The sequence below is a fragment of the Rhizobium acidisoli genome, assembly GCF_002531755.2.
Taxonomy (GTDB): domain Bacteria; phylum Pseudomonadota; class Alphaproteobacteria; order Rhizobiales; family Rhizobiaceae; genus Rhizobium; species Rhizobium acidisoli.
Map to the genome: position 1 here is coordinate 728,486 of NZ_CP034998.1, position 19,030 is coordinate 747,515.

Genomic DNA, 19,030 nt, shown 5'->3' on the forward strand with positions numbered 1-19,030 from the left:
TTCCTTTACAACTACAGGGAGATTGTCGTAATATAAAACAAGTCACCAAATACGAACAATGTATAATCCGTCAGTAACTAAAAATGTTACATGACGATTGACTGATCGTGTGAATTTTTTGAGCTTTGGTTGGAAAGGTTTCGAGGCGTGCAGCCCCGAAATTGATAATACTTTGTCATTATTTCAATTGAGGGAGGGCAAAATGGCATATGGAGAGCATCGCCTAGCTGAAATTGATGAGAAGCTTCTGAAGGAAGCGAAAGAAGAATTCCTCTTGGACTTTCAAAACATGACTGGCGGTTCGGAGGAGAGCTCGCCCTCTGAACTGGGGGGAGCGGGTAATCCGACGTATCCAACGCTGGCGGGTCAATATTTCGTCCTGTGGCGGGAGCTTCTTATAAGGAATTCGCACATCCTCGCGGTCGACCGAATAGTACAAAAGATTCAGGAGTCTCGCGAACGCTACCAAACCGTCGAAATTGCAACCAGCGTCCCATGGTATGTTATTGGGGCAATTCATTCCCTTGAGGCTTCGCTGAACTTCGACAGGCACCTCCACAATGGAGACCCTCTGACCGACTTTACAATTCACGTTCCTGCAGGCAGACCTAGAAGAGGAACGCCCCCGTTTCGATGGGAAGAAAGCGCGATCGATGCTCTACAGTACGACGGACTCGATCATGTCAATTCCTGGCCGATCGAGCGAATTCTGTATGCCCTGGAAAGATTCAATGGCTTTGGCTATCTGAAATTCCATCCTGAAGTGAGAACACCATACTTATGGAGCTTCAGTAATCACTACACCAAGGGCAAGTATGTAGCTGACGGCGTTTGGTCGCCTGACGCTGTCAGCCGACAGTGTGGCGCAGCCGTCATCTTGAAGCGTTTAGTTCAAATTGGGGCCATAGAAGAGCCCCCTTCTCAGTCGGCGATGCCAACGGGGGAGGATGACGGTGGCTCTGCTGATCCGGGAGTGGAATTTCTTCGGCTGGCTTCGACCCGGATCGGTGAAGAATACGATCTTGGAGCAAACGTTCCATTAGATAACAGGCGCTGGCATGGGCCATGGGATTGCGCCGAGTTTGTCAGCTGGGTGGTGTATCAAACATGTGGCCGTGTGTGCGGATGTGTCGACAATGAACGACCGATTCCGCAGCTAGAGCCTTTCTCCGGCGCCTGGTACAGAGACGCCAAAGCGAGCAACACTCAACTTTCTATTGCGGATGCCGCCGACACACCCGGTTCAATACTGGTGCGAAAGGCGAGGCCGAACAAAATCGGCCACGTAGCTTTCTCTGACGGAAACGGTGGAACAATTGAAGCCGCGGGCGCAGCGCTTGGTGTGTGCCGCAGGCAGATAGAAGGCCGTATCTGGGATGCAGCGTTCGAAATTGCTTAACCCAAGGGAGGACTATGATGAATACGAGTGAAGCATCAAACATTATCATGCAAGAGGTGAAGGCAAACATTAGTTCCGGCGCAAATGCGGGGGGAGGCATAGACAATTTCTGCACAATATGGCCCAGGGCAAAGCCTATTCTCGATTTCCTGGCGGGATTAGCCTTGCTGATACCGGGACTGGGCGCGACTGCAGGTGCGGTCCTGAGGGGACTGATCAAGGTCGGCGACCAGATCGCGCAGGAAACATGCCCATAAGCGCAGGCGAGACCATGGTCCAAGGCACGTTCAGCAAATTATGCATTGGACCACTTGCTACTTTGGCGTCAGGAGGGGAGCGCTATGTCTTTGTCGAAAATACTTAAGATTATTTGCCGTATCAAACCAGCCCGCAGTGCCGGAAGCAGCAGTGCGGCGGGGAGCGGCACACCGACCTCTACAATGGTGGCTTTAGTAGTTGAGCATCAGTCGCAAACACATTGGTGCTGGGCTGCTGTAAGCGCTAGCGTGGCGAGGTTCTTTAGTGCCGGCACGGGTTGGACGCAGTGCAAAGTCGCCAACCAAATTTGGTCGCGGCAAGACTGCTGCGGTGGAGCGGCTACAAGCGCTTGCAACAATGACTCCTATCTAGATCTCGCCCTCAGAGCGGTTAGGTGTTTTGATCGGATGACGAACAGCGTTGCCTCGTTCATTGAGGTTACGAATGAACTTGCTTCCGGTGAGCCGGTTTGCGTGCGTACTCAATGGGGACCGCAGGGTGGCGGTCATTTCCTTGCAATCCGTGGTGTGAAAACTTCTATATCCGGGCGAGAACTATACTTAATCGACGATCCGATTTTCGGTCGACAGCAGGTGCCTCGGATGAAATTCGAGACTGACTATAGAGGATCAGGTATTTGGACGCATACGTACTATGTTAAAAATGGTGGCGCTGGCGGAGGAGCAGCCCCTCATGTTGGACAGCAAAGCGATTTTCCGGACTCTCTAGGAGGATAAAATGAGTGTTGAGAAGCGAACCGCGCCGGACGCAACGCTGCGGGCTTTAACGAATGTTATGGAGGACATTTTCCAAACTCCTTCTGACGCCCGGGGAGGTGCTGTCACCTCTTTCGCCATCTATGAGCCAATCCCGCTCTATACGCTCGATTTGCAACAGGCAGCGGGTGCGGAGGCCCTTAAGCAAGCTAAGCAAATAGCCTGGCGATATATATTGCACTCCGGCAGCGAAAGGCTATTTGCCGATATCGACTCCGAAGATGGCCACAACAGTTCGGATTCTGATCTTTTCTCGGGTTTGACCGAGGGGCCTGTGGCAGAAGCACTTGAGAAGAAACTGATCGAGATAGACTTCGAGGAAAACTCTCCCGATAAAAATTGGGAACTTCGGATTATCGAAATACCAAGCATAAACGTCGGTGCCATATGGCTCCTAGGTCAAACAGCGCAGACCCCGACGAAGTTTTACTCGTATCTTGGTGCCGCTGACTTCTCGGGACAGACGAGCGAAAGCGATTTTATATCCGTTGTGAACAACCGTGCGGTTGAGCGTCTCCTGGAAGGTAGCAACCGGTCGCTCAGCACCCCATAGAGATATATCGAAACGAACCTTTCGATAAGGCGGTTGACGTGACCGAAGTGCTGTGCGCGTCAGACTATGTCTGATCCTTCCATCTTGTCGATGAGATCAGCCGGAACCTCAACCCGCCGTTTGCTCGGCCGTTACACATGCTAGTAGTAGACTTCACGCCCATCCGACACAAACCGCCCCCCATCCTCCATCACCGTCTACGCTCCGCCCCGGCCGCGATCGTCTGCACCAGCTCGTCCACCTCCCTTGCCAGCCGCGCCAGCGGCAATCCCACGAAGCGGCCCTCCAGGCTGATGCTGACGACGCCGTGGACGGCGCCGAAGAGGGTGCGGGCGCGGATGGCGCGGTCTTCGGGGGGCATGTCGGGCTGCAGTTCGGCCAGCGGTTCGGCGATCACGTCCATCAGGAAGAGGTGTTCGTCGAGGTGCCATTGCGGGGTCGGGCTGGTGTCGGGGGGAAAGTGGTCGAAGAGGGCCTTCCAGAGGTTGCGGTGTTCGACGGCGAAGGCGAGGTAGCCCTGGGCGAGGTTGCGCAGGCGGTCGGTCGGGCTTTTATCCCTGGCTTCACCAAGGGTCAGCCTGGCCTCCAAGGCCTTCAGCGTTGCGGAGTTGACGTGGATGACGAGCTCGGCGAGGTCTGAAAAGACGGTGTAGAGGCCGCCGAGGGCGCAGCCGGCGTCCTGGGTGATGTCGCGGGCGCGCAGATTGGTCAGCCCGTCGCGGGCGATGCGCTCGCGCGCCGCCTCGATCAGCCGGGCCTTCAGGTCCTCGCGTTTTTCTTCTCGTCTACCGGCCATTAACCACTCCATTTCGATTTTTTGAACGATGTTCAAAATTTATCTTGAACGACGTTCATGATTCTGCCATAACTCATCTCGTGAACAACGTTCATAAACCGGAGGCAAGAAATGTTCAAACTGATTTCCATTCTGTTGCGGGGCAGGGCGCATGATGCCGAACAGGCTTTTGCCGATCGCCACGCCGTGCCGCTGCTGTCCCAGCAGATCCGTGATGCCGCCCAACAGATCCAGTCGGCGCGCCGCAGCGTCGCCGTCGCCATCGCCCAGAACGAGCAGGAGAAGGGGCAGCATGCAACGATCGTTGCCCGCATCGCCGATCTCGAAAACCGCGCCACCGCGGCGCTCACCAAGGGCAATGAGGGGCTGGCGCGGGAAGCGGCCGAGGCGATCGCCTTTCTCGAAGCCGAGCGTGATGCGTCGGAGAAGGCGCAAGCCCAGTTCACCGCCGGCATCGACAAATTGAAGGCCATCGTCCGGGCCTCCGAAGCGCGGCTGCAGGCGCTGCAGCGCGGCGAGCGGCTGGCGCGCGCCACTGAGGAGGCGCAGAAGCTCGATGTGGTGGTCGCCGGTCCCGGCCTCGCGACGCTCGATGAGGCCGAGGAGACCTTGGCCCGCCTGCGCATCCGCCAGAGCCAGAATGATCTGACGGCGGCAGCACTCAAGGAGATGGAAGGCGCAATCCGCCCGGCCGGCATCATCGAAAAGCTTGCCACTGCCGGCTGCGGCCCGGCGCTTCACTCCTCCGCCGATGACGTGCTCGCCCGGCTCAAGAGCCGCATTACGCCGGCCGCCTGAAATCGCATTCATTCAGCCATCCAATCCATAGAACCTTGAGGATTACGATCATGAACGACAGTTTCCAGAAACATTCCGCCAGCTGGGTCAGCTTCTCCTACATCTCCTTCGGCTCGGCCGCCTTCATGCTGGCGCTCGGCCTTTACATGATGCCGCTCGATCTCTGGGGCAAAGGTTATCTCGCCATGGGCATCTTGATGCTGGTGCAGACCACCGTGAATATCACCAAGACGCTGCGTGACAATGCCGAATCCGAGAAGCTGATCCGCAAGGTCGAGGATGCCCGCACGGAAAAGCTGCTGGTCAAGTTCAATCGTAGCGATGAAGATTGATCTTCCTTAACCACAGCGCAGAGTTGTTGCCGCATTCAACCAATGGGTAACAACTCTGTGGCCTTCTCAGCGAGCCGAAAGAGGGACAACGCCCGTGCAACACAATCTGATGACGTCTAGGAAATTCGCGCCGCTGTTCTGGACCCAGTTCCTCACGGCCTTCAACGATAATTTTCTGAAGAACACTTTGGTGTTCCTCATTCTCTTCAAGATGTCGGCGAGCGAAGGGGCCGCCCTGGTGACGCTTGCCGGCGTCATCCTGATCGTGCCCTTCCTGCTGTTGTCGGCGCTCGGCGGTGAACTCGCCGACAAGCATGACAAGGCTAGGATTGCCGAGCTCTTGAAACGCTGCGAGATCGGCATTGCGGCGCTTGCCGTCGTCGGCCTCGGCTTCTCCTCCATTTTTGTGCTGATGGCAGCGCTCTTCGGCTTCGGCGTCATCTCGGCGCTGTTCGGGCCGATCAAATACGGCATCCTGCCCGATCATCTCGACCGCCGCGACCTGCCGAAGGCCAATGCCTGGATCGAGGGCGGCACCTTCATCGCCATCCTCGCCGGCACGATCATCGCCGCACTCGCCTTCTCCAGCGGCGACAATGTGCTGCTGTTCGGCTCGATGATGATGGGGCTTTCGGTGCTTTGCTGGCTGGCCAGCCGGATGATCCCGGCCACCGGCTCCAAGGCGCCGGATCTGGAGATCGACCGCAACGTCATCCGCTCCAGCTACACGCTCGTCATGGAAATCCGCGAGGATAAGCGCCTGTGGCGTTCGGCGCTGATGAACTGCTGGTTCTGGCTGGTCGGCGCCTTCGTTCTCTCCATCCTGCCGACCATGGTGACCGAACTGCTCGGCGGCTCCGAGCTGGTGGTGCCCGCCTATCTCACCGTCTTCGCCATTGCCGTCGCCGTCGGTTCGGCCATTGCCGCCTGGATGTCGTCCGGCCGCATCGTGCTCTTGCCGGCCCCTGTCGGAACGGCGCTGCTCGGCCTCTTCAGTCTCGATCTCGCCTGGAACCTCTGGGGCCTGGCATCGGTAAGCCACGCGACGACGATCACCGGTTTCTTCGCCGGCCAGAATACCATCCGCGTTGCCATCGATCTCGCCGGCATGGCCATATCCGGCGCCTTCATCGCCGTGCCCACCTTCGCTGCGCTGCAGACCTGGGCGCATGAGGATCGCCGCGCCCGCGTCATCGGCGCCGCCAATGTGCTGTCGGCGCTGTTTATCACCGTCGGCCTCGGCCTCGTCGCCGTCATCCAGGCGCTCGGCGCCTCCATTCCGCAGATCCTGATCGGCCTCGGCATTATCAATTTTGGCGTCGCCTGGCTGATGCTGAAGACGCTGCCGACCAATCCCTTCCGCGATTTCATCTCGATCCTGTTCCGTGCCTTCATGCGGCTGGAGGTTGAGGGGCTGGAGAATATCAAGAAGGCCGGCCGCGCGCCGATCATCGCCCTCAATCACGTCAGCCTGCTCGACGGCGCTTTGGCGCTCGCCATCACCGAGGAGGAGCCGACCTTCGCCGTCGATTACAAGATCGCCCAGGCCTGGTGGGTGCGGCCCTTCCTGAAAATGTGCAAATTCCTGCCTCTTGACCCGACAAAGCCGATGGCGACGCGCTCGCTGATCAAGGTGGTGCAGGACGGCAACCCGATCGGCATCTTCCCCGAGGGACGGCTGACGGTGACGGGCACGCTGATGAAGGTCTATGACGGTGCCGCCATGGTCGCCGACAAGACCGGCTCGATGGTCGTGCCGGTCAAGATCGACGGGCTGGAGAAGAGCTATCTCTCCTATCTCAGCGACGGCAAGATCCGCCGCCGGCTGTTTCCCAAGGTCAAGGTCACCATTCTCGAGCCGGTGAAGCTCGAAGTGCCGGCCGAGCTCAAAGGCCGCAAGCGCCGCACGGCGGCGGGCGCCGCTCTCTATCAGGTCATGTCGAACCTGCTGTTCGAAACTGCCGATACCTCGTCGACCGTTCTCGGCCGCGTCGTCGAGGCGGCCCACGAATTCGGCATGAAAAAGCTCGCCGTCGAGGATCCGGTCACCGGCAGCCTCACCTATGGCAAGCTTTTGACCGGTGCCGCCGTGCTCGGCGCCAAATTCCGCGCGCGCTTCCCGGAAGCAAACCTCGGCGTCATGCTGCCGAATGCCAATGGCGCCGCCGCCACCATTCTTGGCGTCATGAGCGCCGGCAAAGTGCCGGCGATGCTGAATTTTACCGCCGGTGCGGCCAATATTCTCTCCGCCTGCAAGGCCGCCGAGATCAAGCACGTGTTGACCTCGCGCGCCTTCGTCACCCAGGCCAAGCTCGGCGCTGTCATCGAGGAGATGGAAAAGCAGGTGACTATCGTCTGGCTCGATGATCTGAGAGCCGAAGTCGGCCTTGTCGACAAGATCCGCGGGCTGCTGCGCAAGGGTCGGCCGCTGGTCAAGCGCCGGCCGGATGATCCGGCCGTCATCCTCTTCACCTCGGGCTCGGAGGGCACGCCGAAGGGCGTGGTGCTGACCCACCGCAACATCCTGTCGAACGCCGCCCAGGCCGCCGCCCGCATCGATTTCCACAGCGGCGACAAGGTGTTCAACATCCTGCCCGTCTTCCATTCCTTCGGGCTGACGGCCGGCACCGTGCTGCCGCTGATCTCCGGCGTGCCGGTCTATTTCTATCCGTCGCCGCTGCATTACCGCATCGTGCCGGAGCTGATCTATGTCTCCAACGCCACGATCATTTTCGGCACCGACACCTTCCTCAACGGTTATGCCAGGACCGCGCATCCTTATGATTTCCGCTCGATCCGCTATATCTTCTCCGGCGCCGAGCCGGTGAAGGCTTCGACCCGCCAGACCTATATGGAAAAATTCGGCCTGCGCATCTTGGAAGGCTACGGCGTCACCGAGACCGCGCCGGTGATTTCGATCAACACGCCGATGTACAACCGCTCCGGCACGGTCGGCAAAATCCTGCCGGGCATGCAATGGAAGCTCGAACCGGTGCCCGGCATCGATGAGGGCGGCCGGCTGCATGTGCGCGGCGCCAATGTCATGGCCGGTTATCTCCGCGCCGAAAAGCCCGGCGTGCTCGAGCCGCTCGCCGATGGCTGGCACGACACCGGCGACATCGTCACCATCGACGAGGACGGCTTCGTCAAGATCCGCGGCCGCGCCAAACGCTTCGCCAAGATCGGTGGCGAAATGATCTCGCTCGCCGCCGTCGAAACGCTGGCCGCCGAACTCTGGCCCGGGGCGCTGTCGGTCGTCTCGTCGCTCCCCGACGCCAAAAAGGGCGAACGTCTGGTGCTGCTCACCGATGCCCCAAATGCCACCCGCACGGAATTCCTCGCCTTCGCCAAATCCAAGGGCGCGATGGACATGATGGTCCCGGCCGAGGTCAACATCGGCAAGGTGCCGGTGCTGGGATCGGGCAAGGTCGATTTCGTCGCGGCGCGCAAGTTGGCGGAGAGTGCGGTTGAGAAGGGGGAGGCGGCTTAGGCAAACGCTCGGGGGCGCCGCGTCCTGTGGCACCCCCCTCTGCCCTGCCGGGCATCTCCCCCACAAGGAGGGAGATCGGCAGGAGGCGCACGCTCGGTCTTTCTCTGCCCTGGCGACGATACGCCAGCTGCGCACTTCGCTACTTGCCACAAGGACTCCCCCACCCTCCGTCGTCCTCGGGCTTGACCCGAGGACCCATGGCCACGAGCGCTGCGTTTGTGCTCACCCTGACAAAACGATCGTAACCGAACACATGCAAGCGAGGCGCTTGCGGCATGGATACTCGGGTCAAGCCCGAGTATGACGGAGAGTGGGGGGCGCAATCGGCAGGAGGCGAGACGTCGGGGGCTTCAGCAAGTGCGCGAGCGGTTTTGCCTGAGGTTGCGCCAAGACGGCCATTCCAACAAATACCACCAAACTTGCGGTCCTTGCCCCATAAGCTCCCCACTCTCCGTCGTCCTCGGGCTTGACCCGAGGACCCATGGCCACGAGTTCAACGCCGCATCAGCGGGTAGTGACCGCAACGTCCATCTTCGGCTCCAAGTGATCGATCTTGCCCTCCTTATTGTCGGCCGGCGGTGACGCCGCCGTCGACGGGCAGGACCGTGCCGGTGATCCACGAGGCTTGTTCGGAGGCGAGGAACAGGATTGCCTCGGCGACATCACGCGGCTGGCCGTTGCGGCCGAGCGGGTGGAAGGCGTTGAAGCCCGGCAGCACTTGCTTGACCTGATCGTCGGAGAGGAAGGTGTTGTAGACGGGCGTCTCGACGACGGCCGGCGCCACGGCGTTGATGCGGATATTGTAGGGCGCAAGCTCGATTGCGAGGTTGCGGACCATGGCATGGACGCCGGCATTGGCTGCCGAGTAGGCCGCAGACGGCGTAGCGCCGATCGCCTGGATCGCCCACATCGAGCCGGTCTGGACGATCGCGCCGCCCGTCTCCTTCATCGCTTTGGCCGCGGCCTGGGCGGTGAAGAATTTGCCCTTGAGGATGGTGTCGAGATACCAATCGTAATCGTCCTCGGTCAGCTCCAGAAACGGCTTCGGATTGAAGACGCCGGCATTGTTGACGAGCACATCGAGCCTGCCGAAATGGGAGAGGGCGGCGTCGACGAGGGCCGCGCCGGTTTCCGGCCTGGCGATATCGCCCGCCGAAATGACGACATTGTCGCCGCTCGGATCAATCTCCCGGGCCGCCGCCTCGAGCTTTTCGCGATTGCGTCCGTTGATGGCGACCTTTGCGCCTTCCGCCACGAAACGGGCTGCCGCTTCCCGGCCGATGCCGGATCCACCGCCGGTAATGGCGACCACCTTGCCTTCAAATCTCATCGTTCTTCTCCGTTTTGCTTGTTTTGTCTATCTAACGTTAGATAGATAACGGAGACATAGTCCTTGCTTCGGGCAAACGCAACCCCTATCTAACATTAGATAGAGAGGGTAAGCGCATGAACGAAACAGCCGAGGCAATACTGGATGCCGCCGAGGAGAGGATCCGAGGGGCGGGCTATAGCGGCTTCAGCTACCGCGACGTCGCCGCCGATGTCGGCGTCAAGGCCTCCTCCGTGCACTATCATTTCCCGGCCAAGGAGAAGCTGGCCGCCGCCGTCGCCCGCCGCTACACCGATCGTTTTCTGGACGCGGTCGATCAGCGGCAGGCGGCGGGCGCCGACATCGTTGCCGCCTGGCGGCAGGTCTTCCGCGAGGCGCTGCATCGCGACGCCAGAATGTGCCTCTGCGGCGCCATGGCCGCGACCTCCCAGGATCTTGCCGAGGAAGTTCGGGTCGAGGTGCGGCGGTTCTTCCTGCTCGGGATCGAAAAACTGATGCAGGGCGGATTGGAAAGAGACGCCGCCGTCCATGTCATCGCCACCCTGGAAGGCGCGATGCTGGCCGCCAACGTCCTCGATGATCATTCCCTGTTCGACAGTGGCACCGCCGCGCTCTTTTAGCGTGGCATGGCTAACTCACAGCCGCCCGCTCCGCCGTCTTCAGCCTGAGGTCGAGAACCAGCGGCACGGCGAGCGCATAGACGACCACGACCGACAGCCAGATGGCGCCCGGCCACGTCTCCCTCACGAGGAAATAGATGCTGGAAAAGCCAAGCGGCGCGACGATCGAGGCGAGGCTGACGGCGGAGGCGAGCACGCCCTGGAACTGGCCCTGGCTATCTTCATCGACCTGCCGGGTCGCCAGCGACTGCAGCGCCGGCACGCCGATGCCGCCAAGCGCGAAGACCGGCATGATCGCGAAGATCATCCAGCCGCTTCCGGCGAAGGCCATGACGGTGAGTGCGAGTGAGACCCCGGCGACACCGGTGAGGATCGCCGCGCGTTCGCCGAGCAGCTTGACGGCCGGTCCGGGCAGCAAGGCCTGGGCGAGTGTCTGGCAGATGCCGAAGGCGCCGAGGGAAAGGCCGATCGACAGCCCGTTCCAGTGAAAGGCGTCGCTGCCCCACAGCGCCCAGCAGGTGCCGTAGGCCTCGCCGGTGGCGCTGAAGATGAAGAACAGGATGACGACCGGCAGCAGGCTCTTGACCTGCAGCACCGACCGCAGTGGTTTGAGCGGATTGAGCGCTGCGAGATCGATCTTCTCGCGGCTGCCCGGGCGCGATTCCGGCAGGATGAAGAAGGCGAGCAGCAGGTTGGCGCCATTGAGCGCGGCCGCCGCGATGAACGGCAGCCGCAGCCAGTGGTCGCCGAGCACGCCGCCGAGCACCGGGCCGATAATGAAGCCGAGGCCGAACATCGCGTTGAACAGGCCGAAGCGGCGGGCGCGTTTCTCCTCCGGCGAAATGTCGGTGATATAGGCTGTCGCCACCGAAATATTGGCGCTGGTCAGCCCGGCAATCGCCCGGCCGACGAACAGCGGTGCGAGATTGGGCGCAAAGGCGAGGAACAAGTAGTTGACGGCGGCACCGGCAAGCGAAATCAGCAGCACGGGGCGGCGGCCGAGCCGATCGCTCAGCGCCCCGAGCACCGGGGCGAAGATGAACTGCATCACCGCATAGAGCGCGGTCATCGTGCCGATATAGGGCGCGACGTTTTCGGCATGGGTGATATCGCGCAGCAGCGACGGCAGGATCGGGAAAATCAGCCCGATGCCGACGGCATCGAGGACAATGGCGGTGAAGATGACGATAAGGGATCTGGTCATGGGTGCGTTCCGGGTCGACGCAAGCCGGCAGGACCGTCAGCGCCTCCCCGATTTTTCCAAATCACGGATTTGCATCGGGACGCCGATGGCTCACGATGAGGCCTGATCTGTGTCAGGCGTGTGGTTTCTGGGAGGTGCTGGCCGAACCATGGCTGATGCACATGGCTGGCGTGTACTCGACCGCCTGGACGACCATTCGTCCACCTGTTTACTCCGCCACTGAGCGGATCAAGGGAAGCAGTCGCTTTTCGCGACGGAGAAGAGATACGCTGGAAGGGCCGATACGGCAAGCCCGTTTTTGTGCGGGGGGATGGCAATGGATCCATCCGAAGTCTGCCCCTCACCCTAACCCTCTCCCCGTTTTACGGGGAAAGGGGACGTGCCCTGCGAGAGGTCAGAGAGGGACGGAGAGGCTGCGGCTATTCCCCTTCGCCCCGTTTACGGGGAGAAGGTGGCGGCAGCCGGATGAGGGGCGGGCGGCCCGGCACACCCTCGCTCCAGCCTCATCCTGAGGTGTGTAGCCCGCAGGGCGAAGCCTCGAAGGACGGGGCTGGCCACCGCACCCACCCGCCCTCGCCCATCGAGGCCCCTTGCGGGGCACCTCAGGATGAGGGCTAATCGTTGTGCGTGTTGCCTGCCAGCCGCGCCAAAAAGACCTCAGCACCCCCAATGACGCGTTTCGCCTGTCGTTCGGCGCATATGAGGTTGTCTCGCCGGGGCCGTGGCCTCACCATGAAGGGAACTTCAGCTCCGGGAACAGACAGGCAGGCCATGACAGATATCGCGCAGATGCAGGAACAGCGATTGAGCGCCCTTCGACAGACTGCGTCGGGTGCGCCGAAGCTGCCGTCCAACCCGTTCTTCGGCGTCGGGCCGATTACCGATGCGACGACCGACGAAGTGGATAGCCGCCTGCGGCGCATCGCCTTCGACGCCTGGATCGAGAAGACCTATCGCAAGTTCGACGACCGGGGCAACGATATCGGCGGCTTCACCACGGCCGAGATTTCCCGCAGCATGCATCGCGGCTATCCGGCCGATAAGATCCTGACCGACATGATGCGGGCGATCCATCGTTATTTCGGCTTTCCCAAGACCAACCGCATGGCGGTGGGGCTCGGCGGCGGCCATAGCGGTTTCACCGTCTGCATCCAGCACCTGATGAATGCCAACGATGCCGACCAGCGGGTTTATGTCGATACGCCGCGGCCGGAGAGCGATCCGTCCAAGGCCGCCGGCTTCTTCCGCCAGTCCTGGGCGACACAGCTGATCGAGATGCAGCGCTTCGCCGAAAAGGGCTGCGAAAGCCGCATCCATTTCGCCGCCTCCGAGGGCGTGATCCCGACGGCGGCCGAACTGTCCTCCCTCGGCGTTTCGATCTTCGTCGGCGTCGGTCACGAAACGACGGGGGCGAACGCCTATACCAGCGGCGAAATCCACGAACTGTTGAACTGGCTCGACGGCGATCCGGCCAACCGCCATGCGGTGTTCGACGCCACCTCGATGCTCGGCGCCATGCCGTGGGAGCCTGAACTGGTCAGCGCCGTGATGGCGAAATGCTGCCTGTTCATGCCGTTCCAGAAGGCGATCGGCGGCGTTTCCGGCTATTTTGTCGCCTCCTTCACCCCGCATGCGCTGGCGCTGATCGAAAAGAACCAGCAGAATCCCGCCTGGGCGATCCCGCGCCAGCTGAAGATCGCCCCGCCGATCGATCCGCGCCAGCCGTTTTCGGCCAAGCGCTCCGTCGATGCCGGGCCGTTCTTCGATCCGGCCGAAGACCGCATGCTGGGCGGCGTCATCAACACCTACAGCGCGCTTGCCTTTGCCGAGACCACCTTCGGCCTGCTGCAGTCGGAAGCCCGGGTCGGCTCGGTCGTCGAACTCAACCGCCGCTCCGCCGGCAACCGCGCCGTGATCGACGAGTGGGTCAAGTCGCATCCGCTGCTGTCGCTGACCGTCACCGATGCCGAGCGGCGCGGCGCGGCCGTGACGCTTCTGAAGGTCGAGGACGACGGCATCACCGATGCCGGCATCCATGCCCGCATCATCGCCCGTTCTAAGCAGCTGCTCGGCTATGAAGGCATCACCCATCCGAACGGCGAATACGAGCCCGGCCGCGATGCGGCCCGCTACGTCAATGCCTTCCCGGGCACACCCGGCGATTACCGCGCCTGGGTCGGCGGCATCCGCGAGCCGGAAGATGTCGTGGCGCTGCTGGAAAACCTGCAATATGCCTATCTCAGAGCCAAGATTGTCGTTCTCGAAGAGGAACTGGCAAAGCACGGCGTGACCTTCGAGGCGCCTGTCAAGGCCGATGGCGCCGTGCGCAAGGACGATCCGAACCGCGCCTATACGGTGCTGATCGCCGATCTTGTCGGCTTGCGCTTCGGCGCCGATGGCGAGCCTGATTACAGCGAGATCAAGGCCTATATCGAGGAGAAGGGCGGCAGCTTCCATCTCGGACCGCTCAGTGATCGCGAAAGCCTTGAAAAGGGCCGCATCCATTTCTTCTACCAGCCGAACCTCAGCACCGAGGCGGAGATCCTGCCGCAGACCGACAAGGGCCAGTATGACGCGCTGATCGCGGCTGCGACCTTCATCCCGAAGTCTTCCGTCTTCCCGCTCGGCGGCGTGCGCATCGGCGCCGGCACCGGCAATATGGGCTCGGCCTCCTGGGGCGGCGGCAATGGCGAGGGCGGCACTGCGGCCCTGATGAACACGCCCGGCATCAATAGCCGGGCGACCGCTCAGATGGCGGTGAAGGCGGTCCTGAAGGTCGTTCCCGACCTGCCGGTCGACAGATTGCACCGGATGGTCGCCGGCGGCGATTTCGATACCGGCCGCCAGCTCAAGGATTTTCCGACGGCAAAGCTCGAGGGCCGCAAGCTTGCCGTTCTCGGTTACGGCAATATCGGCCGCGAAGTCGCCAAGCTCGCCAAGGCCTTCGGCATGAACGTGGCGATCTATGCCCGCGAGCATCACAAGCGCTGGATCGAGGCTGAAGGTTTCGACTATGCCGCAAGCCCCGTGGAAGCGGCAAGCAGCGCCGACGTGCTCTCCGTCCATATCGGCCTCGGCCGCCTGGACGCATCGACCGGCACCTATTCCAATGCCGGCACCATTGATGCCAAGGTGCTCGGCGCCATGAAGGACGGCGCGGTGCTGGTCAATTACGACCGCGGCGAAGTCGTTGACCCCTATGCGCTCGACGCAGCCCTTGCCTCCGGCAAGATCGCCCATGCGGCAATCGACGCCGATCTCTTCAGGGATGCGGCGACCGGCACGCTCAGCGGCCCGATGCTGCCCTATCTGCCGCTCGAAGCGCGCCACAAGGGCAAGCTGGAGCTCCTGCCGCATGCCGCCGCCGACACCGACCACCCCTCGCGGGTGACCGGCGCCAAGCAGGCGGTCGACCAGATCTTCGACGTCATCCGCTTCAAATCCGTCGTCAATCTCAAGGGCGACCTGCCCGAAGGTTACGTCTCCGGCGGTAGCCGCACGCCAGCCGGCATCGGCCGGGTGACGAAGCAGGTCGTGGCTGAAGCCAGTGGCAAGGCGAAGCTCTTGGAAGAACTGCGCCAGACTTCGGAAAAGATCGCCGCCATCACCGGCGCGCTTTCGGCCGTTTCCGACCAGGATCACCGCAGCCGCATCGTCGAGCGCTACACCAGCCTTCTGGTCGAAAGCGCCGACCGGCAGCGCGCGCTCCTTGAGCAGCTCGGTCTCTACGGGCCGGCGGAGGGGTAAGACCATCGACGGCTCGGCGAGTGGCGATGGCTTCTAGTCGCTGACGCCGTGCCGTGCAGCCCCCTCATCCGACCCTGCGGGCCACCTTCTCCCCGCTGGGGAGAAGAGGGGGAGATTGCAGCTTCTCCATCGATCCTATTGGACGGAGTGCCTTTGAGCAGCCGGTTCATTTGGGCAGTTTCGGCGCGCCTTGCTCCCTCTTCTCCCCAGCGGGGAGAAGGTGGCCCGAAGGGCCGGATGAGGGGGCCGCACGGCACAACCTCACATCATCATTCGTTCTGTGACTCCGTGCCCGATCTCATCACCCGCATCGATCCGCAACTGCCCTTCGTCAGGCTGAATTTGTGGAGCCCAACGCAAAACAGGCGGCACATCGGCCGCCTGCTGCTCATGCCGGACGAACCGTCCGTTACTTCTGTTCCGGCGCCAGGAATTCCGCGCAATAGGACGGACCATTGACGCCGGGAATGTCGGCGACGGTGCGGATGTCGCGGATCGTGTAATCCGAGCTGGTGGTGATTTCGGCCTGGCAGCGCAGATAAGCGGTGCGGGCGGACGCGATCTGCTTGCCGCGCTTGCCGTCGGCGCCTTCGGCATATTTTGCCGGAATGCGCACGGTCTTATAGCCGCCGCGCCAGGTGTAGACGGTGGTGGCGCCTTGCTCGCTGTCGCTGATCGGCGGCCCGTAGGCGGCAAAGAAGATGCCGGCCGATTTGCCGACCCAGCGGGCCTCGATCGGATTGCCGGCGGAAGGAATGGTGGTGCATCCGGCAAGCCCAATTGCAAGCCCGGCCGCGGTGATGGTGCGGAGTTTCATCGTGTTGTCCCTGGTCTCTAGCGCAGTGGCTGCGAATCCGCTCTCTACGCGCGGTTTCGCCTGTCCCGTCGAGCCCTTTAGCGCGGAACCCGGCAAAAGAAAATTGCCCCTGAGGCACTTCCCGACGATTTGCTCCGGGTGTGTCTTTTTGCTGCAGCAGGCCACCGCCACGCCCTGTCATCAACCCGTCAAAAATTCCACCGGATTTTTGGAATTTGGTGCTTGTGCAACCAGATAGGCTGTTCTATAGAAGCGCCGCTGGTCACGGAGTGTAGCGCAGTCTGGTAGCGCACCACGTTCGGGACGTGGGGGTCGAGTGTTCGAATCACTCCACTCCGACCAGCTAGAAACCCCGCTCCGGCGGGGTTTTTCGTTTTCCGACGCGACCTTGGCTTAAGGAAACGCGGCCGGCAGGCTGTCGTCCAGAATATAGAAGTGTTCGCCGATCTTACTGACGCTGATGAATGCGTCCGGACCAGGATCGAGAGTGACGCATTCCTCCCTTTTTTCAGAGCAGAATTTCTGAAGGCGCTGTTGCCAGGCTGCGGTTTGCGCGCCTTTGGGCAAGGCAATTTCATCGCTCTCATCATAGATGAGGGTCGAGTAGGTTTTATGTCTGAATGTATCGTCCCATACGAACGTCCGGAAGCGCTGCCCTCCGTCCGGGAGATCGGCTCGTTTGATCTCTGCCAGATATGTTTGCCGGGTGAGCGCGAATCGAACGCTGTCGGGCGTTATGCCGGCGATGGCGAGAAGCTGAAGGCAGACGAGCAGCAACAGGGGTGCTGTCAGGAGAGACAGGATGCGTCGCCAGCGCCGCAGCACCAAGTTTAAGCAGAGGGAGCCTGCAATGGCGATCAGCGTTGCGAGGAAGACGAAAAGATCGATCGTCCACCAGTCCCATTGGGGAGCAAGCCAATAAAGCCAATCCTGCCCCAGATACGGCAACAGCCACAGGGCATATATCCAGGTAAATTGGTCGCTGTTTCTTACTTGCTCTTGCACGCGTCCGATACCGGGTATTCTTGATTCGAGGGTTACTTGAAAGCGGATTATGGCGTTCCGAGGACGCTCGTGTTCACATGATGATCATCGGGATCCCTCACGGTCCGCCTAAACGCCGTAACGTACGGGGTCTTCGCCGACTTCCAAATTCCATTGTCCGAAAGCCCGGCGCCTTTCTTGGTTATAACTTTTCTGCAGGAAAATTATAACGACGCGGTTGAACGGCAACGCAGTGCATCGGCGTTGCCCGAATCAGCTTATGCGCGGTTTTCGAATCAACCGGAACGAGTCCCAAAGTGATTCGTTGAGTCGCGTTCCGTGTGAGATACTGGGCCATGAGCAAGCGACGAAGCTTCAAACCGGTGAAGATCACCATCAATGGCAAGGTCAGGACGGTCTATAATGTCGTCCAGGCCGGCAACGCTTTGCTGAACGACTGGCCCGACCAGACGCCGGCGGCCAAGGTTGCCGAGCGGCTTGTGCTTGACGTGTTCAACGATGCCGCCGGGCCCGAGCAGGTGCGGCGGGCGTTTATTACCGCGGCCAAGGCGAGCGACATCAAATATAGCTCCTGATCGGTGATGCTGGGTAAAGCCCGGGCTCACTTCCATGACATCAGCTCCTGATTGGCGCGGTCCTGGCCCTTGAACTGCGTCTCCATCCAGGCGGCCGTGACGATCGCGGCGAGGAAGCCGAAGGTGAGGCAGGTAATGGCCTGCTTGCGCCAGGAGATGAAGGTGACCGGCGCCGGGGTGAGGGGCTTTTCCGCGCATTCACCGAGCGGGCAGGCGCAGCCGGAAAAGGCCTTGACGATGCAATCGGCAGACATTTCCCTTCCCCCTCAGGCGTAAAGCTGATCGCGATCGGTCATGCCCATGATCTCGCGGGCATAGCGGTAATGCTCCTCGACCGAGGCCGCAGCGCCGCGCAGCCAGGAGGGGCCGCGGATCGAATGTTCGGGGCGGCGCAGGAAGGCGAAGCCGAGGGCGCCCATGCGCTGCGCCTCGATCGCCATGTACGCGCTGCAGTCGCTGATCCTCAGCGCGCCATTCCAGCGGGCGTCGCGCTTGCTCTCCTCGGTCTCGATATTGCGGATATGCTGCATTGCCCGGTCCTCTCACGCGCCTCTGATCGGCTCATGAGGCAAAGGTATATATAATACCCTACATCGTCAACCGCATCAGGTATAAAAAATACCCTAATGATTGACGAGGTACGAATCATAGGCGTATGTCTGTCGCCAGTGATTGGGCGACCGGGTGCAACTCCCGAGCTGACGAAGCCCAGCGGCGCGGGAAGCGAAAGTCCTTAAGTGCGCTGTCAGAAAATCAGGACGAGGGCGAAGCGAATGGCCCCTCTGGCACGTGTCCCATCCCGGCTCCGGCCTTCAGGACCTGGCCAATGCTCTCCCGGCTTCATGGGCTTTGCTCATGGGGTAGGGGGAAGCTTTGGCCGGAACCCTCCCTCACCAGCCTTCAGGAGCGAAGACAGAGAGATAGAAAACAAGCCTATCTTGGAGTCTGATGCTGCGAGAAAAACGGCAAGCGCAACGAGATCGGATTCGCGGTGATCGAGGCGGATTCTGGAATCACAGAATTTTCTGATCGTGGGAGAGGCTGTCGAGGACATGGTCCCTGCAGCCATTCGTTCCATCCCGGCGGTAAGGCGGGTGGTGCGCGGACGGCGTCCGGAGCTTCTGCAATTTTGGCTTAAGAGGAGGGAGCGTCCCGAGATCCCTGATGATCCTGGCTGCCGGATCGGGGAGCTTGGGACAAATCCTAAAGGCCGTACATCTCGCGCGCGGCGCTGAAGGCCAGCAGAAACACCGCTAGGGTGACGATATAGAACCAGATTCTACCGGCGCGCGATGTCGGTTTCAGCATCTTTTACCCTTTGTAAGGCGTT

General features: G+C 61.1%; 16 protein-coding genes and 1 tRNA gene. 10 read left to right on the plus strand and 7 right to left on the minus strand.

Annotated elements, in window-relative coordinates:
- The first annotated feature begins 97 nt into the window (after positions 1 to 97).
- The 3 genes from CO657_RS03575 to CO657_RS03590 all read left to right on the plus strand — a co-directional run bounded on the left by CO657_RS03575 (position 98) and on the right by CO657_RS03590 (position 2,986).
- Positions 98 to 1,399: a hypothetical protein gene (locus tag CO657_RS03575; protein WP_128715518.1), complete on the plus strand. Its 1,302-nt coding sequence runs from the start codon at positions 98 to 100 to the stop codon at positions 1,397 to 1,399.
- A gap of 440 nt (positions 1,400 to 1,839) precedes the next feature.
- Positions 1,840 to 2,394 carry a papain-like cysteine protease family protein gene (locus CO657_RS38185; RefSeq protein ID WP_425349917.1) on the plus strand — a complete coding sequence of 185 codons (555 nt, stop codon included), beginning with the start codon at positions 1,840 to 1,842 and terminating at the stop codon, positions 2,392 to 2,394.
- Position 2,395: 1 nt separating this feature from the next.
- Entirely contained in the window at positions 2,396 to 2,986 is a 591-nt protein-coding gene (locus tag CO657_RS03590) for a hypothetical protein (RefSeq protein WP_054181545.1), read from the plus strand.
- Between the two features lie 190 nt (positions 2,987 to 3,176).
- On the opposite strand, the gene CO657_RS03595 is transcribed toward CO657_RS03590, so the two are convergent.
- Positions 3,177 to 3,782, minus strand: coding sequence for a TetR/AcrR family transcriptional regulator (locus CO657_RS03595; protein ID WP_054181546.1), 606 nt, complete (start codon positions 3,780 to 3,782; stop codon positions 3,177 to 3,179).
- Between the two features lie 111 nt (positions 3,783 to 3,893).
- Here CO657_RS03595 and CO657_RS03600 point away from each other — a divergent pair, with 111 nt between their 5' ends.
- From CO657_RS03600 to CO657_RS03610, 3 genes are all read left to right on the plus strand, one after another.
- The gene (locus tag CO657_RS03600) at positions 3,894 to 4,580 is read left to right on the plus strand and encodes a PspA/IM30 family protein (protein ID WP_054181547.1); all 687 of its coding nucleotides are present in this window, start codon (positions 3,894 to 3,896) and stop codon (positions 4,578 to 4,580) included.
- Between the two features lie 50 nt (positions 4,581 to 4,630).
- Positions 4,631 to 4,912: a YiaA/YiaB family inner membrane protein gene (locus tag CO657_RS03605; RefSeq protein ID WP_003569708.1), complete on the plus strand. Its 282-nt coding sequence runs from the start codon at positions 4,631 to 4,633 to the stop codon at positions 4,910 to 4,912.
- A gap of 94 nt (positions 4,913 to 5,006) precedes the next feature.
- Positions 5,007 to 8,402, plus strand: a complete 3,396-nt coding sequence (locus CO657_RS03610; protein ID WP_054181548.1) for an acyl-[ACP]--phospholipid O-acyltransferase — start codon at positions 5,007 to 5,009, stop codon at positions 8,400 to 8,402.
- A gap of 562 nt (positions 8,403 to 8,964) precedes the next feature.
- On the opposite strand, the gene CO657_RS03620 is transcribed toward CO657_RS03610, so the two are convergent.
- Positions 8,965 to 9,732, minus strand: a complete 768-nt coding sequence (locus CO657_RS03620; RefSeq protein ID WP_054181549.1) for an SDR family NAD(P)-dependent oxidoreductase — start codon at positions 9,730 to 9,732, stop codon at positions 8,965 to 8,967.
- Between the two features lie 116 nt (positions 9,733 to 9,848).
- On the opposite strand from CO657_RS03620, the gene CO657_RS03625 reads away from it, so the two are divergent.
- Entirely contained in the window at positions 9,849 to 10,352 is a 504-nt protein-coding gene (locus tag CO657_RS03625; RefSeq protein WP_054181550.1) for a TetR/AcrR family transcriptional regulator, read from the plus strand.
- 10 nt (positions 10,353 to 10,362) lie between these two features.
- On the opposite strand, the gene CO657_RS03630 is transcribed toward CO657_RS03625, so the two are convergent.
- A complete protein-coding gene (locus CO657_RS03630) occupies positions 10,363 to 11,556 on the minus strand; it encodes a TCR/Tet family MFS transporter (protein WP_054181551.1) in 1,194 nt (397 codons plus the stop codon).
- Positions 11,557 to 12,327: 771 nt separating this feature from the next.
- On the opposite strand from CO657_RS03630, the gene CO657_RS03640 reads away from it, so the two are divergent.
- On the plus strand, positions 12,328 to 15,303 hold the full coding sequence (locus CO657_RS03640; RefSeq protein WP_054181552.1) for an NAD(P)-dependent oxidoreductase: 2,976 nt from the start codon (positions 12,328 to 12,330) through the stop codon (positions 15,301 to 15,303).
- Positions 15,304 to 15,712: 409 nt separating this feature from the next.
- On the opposite strand, the gene CO657_RS03650 is transcribed toward CO657_RS03640, so the two are convergent.
- Positions 15,713 to 16,120 (minus strand): hypothetical protein, encoded by a 408-nt coding sequence (locus CO657_RS03650; RefSeq protein ID WP_012556878.1) that lies wholly within the window; start codon positions 16,118 to 16,120, stop codon positions 15,713 to 15,715.
- A gap of 265 nt (positions 16,121 to 16,385) precedes the next feature.
- Here CO657_RS03650 and CO657_RS03655 point away from each other — a divergent pair.
- A tRNA-Pro gene (locus CO657_RS03655) sits at positions 16,386 to 16,462 on the plus strand.
- Positions 16,463 to 16,513: 51 nt separating this feature from the next.
- Here the strand turns inward: CO657_RS03655 and CO657_RS03660 are convergent.
- Positions 16,514 to 17,125, minus strand: coding sequence for a hypothetical protein (locus CO657_RS03660; RefSeq protein ID WP_054181553.1), 612 nt, complete (start codon positions 17,123 to 17,125; stop codon positions 16,514 to 16,516).
- A 335-nt stretch (positions 17,126 to 17,460) separates the two neighbouring features.
- Between CO657_RS03660 and CO657_RS03665 the strand changes: the two genes are divergently transcribed.
- The gene (locus CO657_RS03665) at positions 17,461 to 17,700 is read left to right on the plus strand and encodes a DUF982 domain-containing protein (protein ID WP_054181554.1); all 240 of its coding nucleotides are present in this window, start codon (positions 17,461 to 17,463) and stop codon (positions 17,698 to 17,700) included.
- Positions 17,701 to 17,726: 26 nt separating this feature from the next.
- Here the strand turns inward: CO657_RS03665 and CO657_RS03670 are convergent, their stop codons facing one another.
- On the minus strand, positions 17,727 to 17,954 hold the full coding sequence (locus CO657_RS03670) for a hypothetical protein (protein WP_054181555.1): 228 nt from the start codon (positions 17,952 to 17,954) through the stop codon (positions 17,727 to 17,729).
- 12 nt (positions 17,955 to 17,966) lie between these two features.
- The gene (locus CO657_RS03675; protein ID WP_054181556.1) at positions 17,967 to 18,230 is read right to left on the minus strand and encodes a hypothetical protein; all 264 of its coding nucleotides are present in this window, start codon (positions 18,228 to 18,230) and stop codon (positions 17,967 to 17,969) included.
- Between the last annotated feature and the right edge of the window lie 800 nt (positions 18,231 to 19,030).